This window comes from Streptomyces sp. ISL-96 (genome assembly GCF_018614035.1).
Taxonomy (GTDB): Bacteria; Actinomycetota; Actinomycetes; order Streptomycetales; family Streptomycetaceae; genus Streptomyces.
Genome location: NZ_JAGGPA010000007.1, coordinates 65,249 through 73,760 on the forward strand (window position 1 = coordinate 65,249; position 8,512 = coordinate 73,760).

Consider the following 8,512-nt stretch of genomic DNA (forward strand, 5'->3'; position numbering starts at 1 on the left):
AAAGCGGTTCGTGACCACCGGCCCAAGTGCGGTATTGTTCTCAAGCGCGTTCAGCCAGGGAAAACCTGGTTCGGACGGGCACCGGGACGTGGCGCAGCTTGGTAGCGCACTTGACTGGGGGTCAAGGGGTCGCAGGTTCAAATCCTGTCGTCCCGACCAGCGTTTATTCGCAGGTCGGAGGTCGTATCGGAGCAATCCGATACGACCTTTTCCGTTTTCCGGTGGCTTGCGGCCCACGGGCTTGGGAGAGCGCGTTACTCGGCAGCGACAGAAACGCTGTCGGCCGCCGTGCCCGCCGCCGTGTGGACCGCCAGGTGGTACACGGCGAAGGCCCGGCCGATCACCGGCTGCGCCACATTGCGCACCCGCACGCCGCCGCTGGTCATCCCGTGCTCAGTGCCCAGGTGCGCGTGGCCGTGGACCGCGAGATCGGCCCCGGACTCGTCCATCGCCTCGGCCAGCAGGTAGCTGCCCATAAAGGGAAAGATCTCCGGAGGCTCGCCCGCCAGGGTGTCCGGCACGGGCGCGAAGTGCGTCAGCGCGATGCGTACGGCGCAACCGCGCTCCTTCAGTTCGTCCAGGGAATGCCGCAGGCCCTCCGCGCACCGCCGCGAGTACCGGATGAACTCCTTCATCACCGGTTCGCCGAACTCGCCACCGCTGCGGCCCGCGAACCCCCCGCCGAAGCCCTTGGTCCCGGCGACGCCGACCCGTACCCCGCCGATGTCCAGTACGGTCCCCTGCCTCTCCAGCACGGTCACACCCGCCTCGCCGAGCACATCCGTCACCTCGGCCTGCTGGTCACTGTGGTAGTCGTGGTTGCCCAGGACGGCCACCACCGGCACACCGAGCCCGGCCACCTCCCGGGCGACCACCCCGGCCTCCTCGACCGTGCCGTGCCGCGTCAGGTCTCCCGCGAGCAGCAGCATGTCCGCGGAGTCCCTGATGGTTTCGAACGCCGGCCGGAGCACCCCCGCGCTGTCCAGTCCCAGGTGAATGTCGCCGACGGCAGCGATCCGGATCACGCAAGCTCCTCAGGGTGGTCGGGGGCGGTCGCGGAGACGACGACCAGATCCTCATGTACGGGGAGCCCCGCCAGCTCGTCCTCGGCCATACGCAGGATCTCGTCCCGGCAGGCGGCACTGGAGACAGTGCCGGCGATCAGGACGCTGTTTCCGCGCAGCTCGATCCGTACGCCCATTTCGGCGTACGCCCCGCCGGCCAGATGTTCCTGCAGATGGGCGATGCGGTATTCGGCGGCGGATGTTTCGTTCACGGCCCGGCCTCCCGTGGTTCGATGACGTCCATACGCTCAAGAAGGTAGAGAAACGCGTCAGGCATGGGCGAGTCCTGGTGCTCTCGGCGCAGCCGCTTCCAGTCGATCTTCTCCCGGAGCGTTCGTGCGATGGGAAGGACGGTCCCGAAATCGCAGTGGTGTTCCGAGAAGGCATAGAGCTGGCTGTTCATGAGATCGGTGGCCGACAGTACCGGCATGTGAACCGAGTCGACCGGAAGGGTCTCGGCCCGGCTCAGCAGCTCCCTGGTCACCGGCTGCCGGGCCAGTTCGAAGATCAGGTCGATCTCCTCGCCGTGACTGTGGGCTTTGATCAGCCAGTCCTCCGGAGGGACGCTCACCTCGATCCCGGCGGCCTCCAGCGCCTCCGTCACAGCCTCCGCGTCCTCGCGCAGAATGCAGAAGTCGGCGTCGTGCTGGAGCTTCGCGGGCACGCCGTGCGCGTACGCCGCGACGCTCCCGACGAGCGCGAACGGGTACCCGGCGCTCTTGAGCCTGGCGGCCACGTGCTTGGTGGCCTCCAGGATGGCCTGCGTGCGGTCCGGCGGCAGCGGCCGGGCGCTGCCGCGCGCAGTCCCGAGGAGTGGTTCGACGGGCCCGCTGTCCACAGCTCTCCCCGCACTGCCCGCCGTCAGCCGCAGACCGGTCGGTCCGGGCCGGCTGCCGGGCTGAGGCACGTCTTGTGAGTGACCGCGCACCGGTGCACCTTCCTGTCGCCTTTATCCGGTCTATCCGGGCCCTGCGCTGGTGACGGTGAAGATCGCGCCGTCCGGGTCGCGAAGTGTCGTTTCCATGCCGTAGGGGGTGGGGCCGTGCCCGAGGGCGGAACCGCCGTGGCGGAGCGCCGCCTGCACGGTGGCTTCGACGTCGGGCACGGGGAAGTGGGCGTGCCACCGGGGCTGGATCAGCGGATCGGGCGCCGTGTCGACGGCACCCGAGCTCAGCCGCGCCAGGATCTGGCCGTCCTGGAGCAGTACGACCTCGTCCTCCTGGTACTCGACCTCGCAGCAGCCGGGGCGCCCGGTGGCCCACTGGAGGACCTGGCCGTAGAAGATCGCCGCGTCGAACGCGTCCCGGGTCCGCAGGCGCAGCCACACGGGTGCGTTCTTGCGCCAGACGTGCCAGTCGGAGAAGAGCTGTCCTTCCCAGATGCCGAAGACGGCCCCGTCACGGTCCGCCGCGATCGCCCCGCGGCCGGTGGCGAACCGCAGAGGGCCCACGGCGACGGTGGCGCTTCGCTCGCGGATCCGGCTCGCGGTTTCGTCCACACTGGCGACAGCGAAGTAGGGCGTCCAAGTGACAGGCGCTCGCAGCGCGCTGTCGAGTGAACCTATTCCGGCGACGGGTTCGCCGTCGAGCAGCGCGATGCTGAACCCGCGACCGAGGCCGGCTCTTCTGAATTCCCAGCCCAGAACCGCTCCGTAGAAGGCCTGGGCGGGCTCCAGCTCGCGTGCCATCAGAGTGATCCAGCACGGAGCGCCGTAGATCTCGTGACTCGATGTTCTACCGGTGGCCGTCGTTTCCATTTCCATCGCAGGCGTCCTGGTCGAATGGGGGCATGTGAGGCCGGTTTCGTAAAATCCATCCTGCCCCCGGGCGGCCGTACTGGCGAACCGCGTGAATGCCCGGAGCAGGCAGTCGATCATGGAATTGTGTGTCTGTTCCCGTGCTCGGAGGGTACCCGCTGTGTTCCCTCGCAGCGCTCTGCGCTGCGTTTGCGGACGGGCAGCACCGGACGCAGGGTGGGCGGAAGCTGCACATTCAAAGGCAGCGACCACTGATATACGTTCGAAGGAGTAACAATGCCCAGGGGTTCGAGCTCCAAGCGGGAACGTCAGTACGAGCACATCAAGGAAAGCGCCGAAGAGCGCGGCGCAGGCACCAAGCGGGCCAAGGAAATGGCTGCGCGGACGGTCAACAAGGAGCGAGCGCGCTCCGGCGAGGCCAAGACGGCGAGCAAGAGTTCGACCCAGGGCAAGTCGGCGTCGCAGCGCGGCGGACAGCGTTCCGGCGGCGGGGGCGGCGGTGGGGCCGGGGGAGAGACGTACGACCAGCTGTACGCGGAGGCGAAGCGCCGCAACATCCACGGACGCTCGTCCATGAACAAGTCCGAGCTCAAGCGCTCTCTCGAGTCCTGACCCGGTGGTGTGACCCGCGTCAGTCGCGAGGTTCCAGAGGCCGGGTGGCGGGGCCGTGCAGAACCGCACCGTCCGTCCCGAAGCGCGAGCCGTGACAAGGGCATTCCCAGACCTTCTCGGCGTCGTTGAACTGCACCAGACACCCCAGGTGCGTACAGCGCGCCGAGACGACGTGGGCCCCGCCCGACTCGTCGCGGTACACGGCGCAGCGGTTTCCCTCCAGACGGACGACCGCGCCACTGCCCGGCGGAATGTCGTCCACCGAGTCGACGTGACCCGTGTGCAGACGGTCGCCCACGAAGTGCCGGGCGACAGCGGCCTGGAACCTCGCCACTTCAGCCGTCTCCCGCACCTGCGGCAGGCGCCGCGGATCGTACAGATCCGTCCACGCGGGACGCGGCCCGCCCGCGATGTGGGCGGTGAGCAGGCGGCCGGCCATCCCACCGTTGCTCATGCCCCAGCCGCCGAAACCCGTCGCCACGAACACATGCTGTGTGCCCGGGTGCGCGTATCCCACGTACGGCAGATGGTCGCTCGAATCGTTGTCCTGAGCAGACCAGCGATACACCCGGTCGGCCTCGGCGAACCCGGGCAGCCGTTCGCGCGCCCACGTGTCCAGGCGAGCGAACCGTTCCCGTACGCCGCCGGCCCCCGGCTCGAAGGTCTCACCCGTGACGATGAGCAGCCGCCGCCCGTCGCCGTACGGCGCACTGCGCACCGAACGGACCCGGTCCGCCGGGCTCATGTACATGCCCGTCGGCGCGTCACCGGAACGCACCGGCGCCGCGATCACCAGCTCCCGCCTCGGCTTCAGACGCGTGAACAACAGCGTGCGGTCGAAGACCGGGTAATGCGTCGCTATGACCGCGTCGCGCGCCTCGACCGTGCGGCCGCCCTCGGTCGCCACCCGGCAGCGCGCACCGTCATGGAGCGCGGTCACACGGGTGCGCTCATGGACGCGTCCTCCCGCACCGGTGATCCGTTCCGCCAGGGCCAGCAGGAACTTGCGCGGGTGGAACTGCGCCTGCCCCTCCGCACGCACCGCCCCGGCCACCGGGAAGGGCAGCTCCGTCTCGGTCACGAACGACGCGTCGAGACCGGCCCGCCGGGCGGCCTCGGCCTCGTCCCTCAACTCACCCGCCCGCCGCGGATCCTCCAGATACGTGAACGCCGCGGCGCGCTCCAGGTCGGCGTCGATGCCCAGCTCGTCGCAGAGCGCCGCCGTACGCTCGACCGCGTCCTGCTGCGAGAGCGCGTACAGCCCGGCGTTGTCGGCCCCGTGCGTCGCCTCCAGCCGGGCGTACCCAAGGCCGTGCAGCGCTGTCAGCTTGGCCGTGGTGTACCCGGTCACGCCGGCCGCGATCCGGTCCGCCTCCAGGAGTACGACGTCCAGGCCGGCCCGGACCAGCTCCCAGGCGGTGCACAGGCCGGCGATGCCGCCGCCGATGACGGCCACATCCGCCGTCAGGTCCGTGCCCGGCGGCGGATAGCGGGTGGCGCCGGGGGCGGTAGCCATCCAGTACGACTCATCGATGGTCAGGCGCTCAGCAGCCATGCTCCTCGGCTTCCCCTTCTACGGTCCCCTTAACGGCGGACCCACCCGGCGAAGCTTGGCCAGGTCACCGACAGGGTGGCCATCGCCGCCACCGCGAGCAGCTCCGACTGCCCGTTCTGCAGCGTGCGGTTCCCGAAGTCGCCGGAGCTCAGATACGCCCCAGCTGATCGGCGCCTGCAGAGCGCGCAGGTGCTCCTCGTTGAAGGCGACGCCTCCCGTGACCGACTGGGCCAGCCACGACAGCAGGAAGATCAGGCACATGACGATGCCGAGGGAGTGCGAGTACAGCGACCGCCGGAGCCCGTCGTCGGCAGCCCTGGCGTAGGCCAGGCCGCCGAACACCACGAGAAGGCACAGCGTGAACATCAGGCGCACTGCCTCACCCGCCCTTCACATCGCACCGGTACGGAAGCTCCGGCTCGGACTGGGGCTCGCAGCCGGCCGCGACGACCTTCCAGCCGTCCGGGAAGGAGGACAGGAAGAGGGTGTCGGAGTCGAGCACGACACGGGCTTGCCTCCTGTACACGTCCACCCGGCGCAGCTCACCCGCCGACGGCAGCTCCAGCCCGAGAAGGGCCTGCCCGCCACGCAGGTTCTCCTCGAAACTCAATGCCGCCGATGCCGCTGCGTCCTCCCGCGCAACGACGGAAGAACAGGCCGAGAGAGCCAGGCATGCGAGACCCGCGAACACACCCACGCGCGCGCCCACACCCACAGCAGCACGCATCGCCACACCACCTCCCGCCCCCGGTTCCCGGGAACGGTCCGAGGGAGTCCCAGGAAACGGAGTGCCGTCCGCGTTGCGGGACCGCCCGTACCGCGCAAGTGTCGAAATGACCGAGTCCGAGGAGGACCGCAGCATGCCCATCGCCACGGTGAATCCCACCACCGGAGAGACGCTCAGAACATTCGACCCGCTCGGAGCCGAAGAGATCGAACGGCGCCTGGCCCTCGCCGCGACCGCCTTCGCGCAGCACCGCACCACCGGCTTCGACCGGCGCGCCGAACTCCTGAACCGCGCCGCGGACCTGCTGGACGAGGACCGGCAGGACATCGCCCGCACCGTGACCACCGAAATGGGCAAGCCGATCGTGGCCGCCCGCGCGGAGGCCGCGAAATGCGCGAAGGCGATGCGCTGGTACGCCGAGAACGCCCGGGAACTGCTCGCCGACGAGTACCCCTCGGCCGACGACGTGACGGACTCCGGGGCCTCCCGGGCGATCGTCCGTTACCGCCCGCTCGGTGTCGTCCTGGCCGTGATGCCGTGGAACTTCCCGCTCTGGCAGGTCGTACGCTTCGCCGCTCCCGCGCTCATGGCCGGCAACGTGGGCCTCCTCAAGCACGCGTCGAACGTTCCCCAGACGGCGCTCTACCTGGAGGACCTCTTCCGCCGCGCCGGCTTCCCCGAAGGGTGCTTCCAGACGCTGCTTATCGGATCCGGAGCGGTAGAGGGCATCCTGCGCGACCCCAGGGTGGCAGCCGCGACGCTCACGGGAAGCGAGCCGGCCGGGCGCTCCGTCGCGTCGGTCGCGGGTGACGAGGTCAAGCGGACCGTTCTGGAGCTCGGCGGCAGTGACCCCTTCGTGGTCATGCCGTCGGCCGACATCGAGCGGGCCGCCCGGACAGCGGTGACCGCCCGGGTGCAGAACAACGGCCAGTCGTGCATCGCCGCCAAGCGCTTCATCGTCCACACCGACGTCTACGACGACTTCTGTGAGCGCTTCACCACCGGAATGCGGGAACTGACCATCGGCGACCCGATGCGGGAATCCACCGACGTAGGACCGCTGGCGAGCGAACAGGGACGTACCGACCTCGAACAGCTCGTCGACGACGCCCTGCACCTCGGCGCCACGGCACAGTGCGGGGCGCGCCGCCCCGACCAGCAGGACAAGGGCTGGTTCTACGAGCCCACCGTCCTCACCGGCGTCACCGACAGCATGCGCATCCACCGGGAGGAAGCCTTCGGCCCTGTGGCCACGGTCTACCGGGTCTCCGACGTGGACGAGGCGGTGACCCTCGCCAACGACTCGCCCTTCGGGCTGAGCTCCAATGTGTGGACACGCGACGAAGGGGAAGTCGAGCGGTTCGTCCGGGACCTGCAAGCGGGCGGCGTCTTCGTCAACGGAATGACCGCCTCCCACCCGGCACTGCCCTTCGGCGGAGTCAAGCGGTCCGGCTACGGGAGGGAGCTGTCGGGGCACGGCATCCGCGAGTTCTGCAACGTCACCACGGTGTGGCACGCCGCCGAGCCGACCGACAAGAGGTGACACGGTCGTACCCCGTCTGTGAACACGGCGCGCTAGCGTGCCGCGCATGCGAAAGCCGAAGACGCCGAAGACACCGACGCCGAAGACCCTGCACGGCGCCCGGGTCGTGCTGCGTCCGCCCACGGCGGAATCCGGGCCAGACCCGAGGTGCGCGCGATCTGGCGTGGCGGCGACGACCTGGTGGCGGCGGTTACGGAGGACCTCGCCGATCCGGACATCACCACGCTGGTGATCGAGTACGCCGGGCGTACGGCCGGCGCCATCCAGTGGGGCGTCGAGCAGGACCCGGACTACCGCCACGCAAACATCGACATCTACCTCGACCCCGAGGTGCACGGCCGCGGCCTGGGCACGGACGCCGTACGCACGCTCGCCCGCCACCTGATCACCGAACTCGGTTATCACCGGATCGTGATCGACCCGGCCGCGGACAACGCCGCCGCGATCCGCTGCTCCACGAAAGTCGGCTTCCGCCCGGTCGGCATCATGCGCGAGTACGAGCGCGGACCGGACGGAACCTGGCACGACGGACTGCTCATGGACCTGCTGGCCGCCGACCTGACAGAGGCCTGACCCGCGGCGCCTCAGCCGCGTTGCCGGATGTTGGCGCTGACGGGAACGCGGACCGGCGGCCAAGTCGACGCCGGTTTGACTCGCGGGCGGCGGATCCGTAATGTTCTCCGAGCTGTCGCGGAGCCGTAACGGTTCTGCGGCCGCCACTACGTCGCGAGAGCGGCATACCCAAACCAAGTACGTTTCCCGGTCCGGGAGAATTTCGGCATGCCGGAATTCATTCGACAGGCTCGATTATGAGCCGCCTGGGGAATCCGCTAGTGTTCGGGACGTCGGAACGGCCCAACAGCCGGAAAGACAGAAGGCACGACCCCGCCGACGGGGAAGTCGGACACGAAAGAGTCTGATAGAGTCGGAAACACGAAATACCGAACGAAAGCCCGGAGGAAAGCCCGCGAGGGTGAGTACAAAGGAAGCGTCCGTTCCTTGAGAACTCAACAGCGTGCCAAAAGTCAACGCCAGATATGTTGATACCCCGGCCCACTTCGGTGGGTTGGTGGTTCCTTTGAAAAAGACCTGGCTGTCCTAGTGACGGTCCAGGCAAACACAGCGAGGACGCTGAGAACAGCGGGCCATATTCCGGCCCGATCTGTTCCGCTCTTTCGTGGTGTGATCCCGATTACGGGAAAACATTTACGCAGAGGTTGAACCTGGCCTGTATCTTATACACAACTCACTCTAC

8 protein-coding genes, 1 tRNA gene and 2 pseudogenes are annotated in these 8,512 nt (G+C 68.6%); 4 read left to right on the forward strand and 7 right to left on the reverse strand.

Going from position 1 to position 8,512, the window contains the following annotated elements:
• The first annotated feature begins 82 nt into the window (after positions 1-82).
• Positions 83-159, forward strand: a tRNA-Pro gene (locus tag J7E96_RS05450).
• Positions 160-254: 95 nt separating this feature from the next.
• Here the strand turns inward: J7E96_RS05450 and J7E96_RS05455 are convergent.
• The 4 genes from J7E96_RS05455 to J7E96_RS05470 all read right to left on the reverse strand — a co-directional run bounded on the left by J7E96_RS05455 (position 255) and on the right by J7E96_RS05470 (position 2,826).
• Entirely contained in the window at positions 255-1,025 is a 771-nt protein-coding gene (locus J7E96_RS05455; RefSeq protein WP_215128001.1) for a metallophosphoesterase, read from the reverse strand.
• A complete protein-coding gene (locus J7E96_RS05460; protein ID WP_215128003.1) occupies positions 1,022-1,276 on the reverse strand; it encodes a hypothetical protein in 255 nt (84 codons plus the stop codon). The genes J7E96_RS05455 and J7E96_RS05460 overlap by 4 nt, the downstream gene beginning before the upstream one ends.
• A complete protein-coding gene (locus tag J7E96_RS05465; protein WP_308295850.1) occupies positions 1,273-1,902 on the reverse strand; it encodes a nucleotidyltransferase family protein in 630 nt (209 codons plus the stop codon). The genes J7E96_RS05460 and J7E96_RS05465 overlap by 4 nt, the downstream gene beginning before the upstream one ends.
• Positions 1,903-2,022: 120 nt before the next feature.
• Positions 2,023-2,826, reverse strand: coding sequence for a VOC family protein (locus J7E96_RS05470; RefSeq protein WP_215128006.1), 804 nt, complete (start codon positions 2,824-2,826; stop codon positions 2,023-2,025).
• A 270-nt stretch (positions 2,827-3,096) separates the two neighbouring features.
• Between J7E96_RS05470 and J7E96_RS05475 the strand changes: the two genes are divergently transcribed.
• Positions 3,097-3,432 carry a plasmid stabilization protein gene (locus J7E96_RS05475; RefSeq protein WP_215128008.1) on the forward strand — a complete coding sequence of 112 codons (336 nt, stop codon included), beginning with the start codon at positions 3,097-3,099 and terminating at the stop codon, positions 3,430-3,432.
• A 19-nt stretch (positions 3,433-3,451) separates the two neighbouring features.
• On the opposite strand, the gene J7E96_RS05480 is transcribed toward J7E96_RS05475, so the two are convergent.
• The 3 genes and pseudogenes from J7E96_RS05480 to J7E96_RS05490 form a co-directional block, all read right to left on the reverse strand.
• Positions 3,452-4,987 (reverse strand): FAD-dependent oxidoreductase, encoded by a 1,536-nt coding sequence (locus tag J7E96_RS05480; RefSeq protein WP_215128010.1) that lies wholly within the window; start codon positions 4,985-4,987, stop codon positions 3,452-3,454.
• A gap of 29 nt (positions 4,988-5,016) precedes the next feature.
• Positions 5,017-5,353, reverse strand: a pseudogene (locus tag J7E96_RS05485) (DUF6766 family protein).
• 13 nt (positions 5,354-5,366) lie between these two features.
• Complete coding sequence (locus J7E96_RS05490) at positions 5,367-5,714, reverse strand: hypothetical protein (protein ID WP_215128014.1); 348 nt, start codon at positions 5,712-5,714, stop codon at positions 5,367-5,369.
• A gap of 133 nt (positions 5,715-5,847) precedes the next feature.
• On the opposite strand from J7E96_RS05490, the gene J7E96_RS05495 reads away from it, so the two are divergent.
• Both J7E96_RS05495 and J7E96_RS05500 read left to right on the forward strand, forming a co-directional pair.
• Positions 5,848-7,257, forward strand: coding sequence for an NADP-dependent succinic semialdehyde dehydrogenase (locus J7E96_RS05495; RefSeq protein WP_215128036.1), 1,410 nt, complete (start codon positions 5,848-5,850; stop codon positions 7,255-7,257).
• A gap of 46 nt (positions 7,258-7,303) precedes the next feature.
• Positions 7,304-7,830 (forward strand): annotated as a pseudogene (locus tag J7E96_RS05500) (GNAT family N-acetyltransferase).
• Positions 7,831-8,512: the final 682 nt, after the last annotated feature.

Coding starts and splice junctions, on each gene's coding strand:
- J7E96_RS05470 (WP_215128006.1), bottom strand. CDS start 2,826: ATGGAAATGGAAACGACGGCCACCGGTAGAACATCGAGTCACGAGATC.
- J7E96_RS05475 (WP_215128008.1), top strand. CDS start 3,097: ATGCCCAGGGGTTCGAGCTCCAAGCGGGAACGTCAGTACGAGCACATC.
- J7E96_RS05480 (WP_215128010.1), bottom strand. CDS start 4,987: ATGGCTGCTGAGCGCCTGACCATCGATGAGTCGTACTGGATGGCTACC.
- J7E96_RS05490 (WP_215128014.1), bottom strand. CDS start 5,714: ATGCGTGCTGCTGTGGGTGTGGGCGCGCGCGTGGGTGTGTTCGCGGGT.
- J7E96_RS05495 (WP_215128036.1), top strand. CDS start 5,848: ATGCCCATCGCCACGGTGAATCCCACCACCGGAGAGACGCTCAGAACA.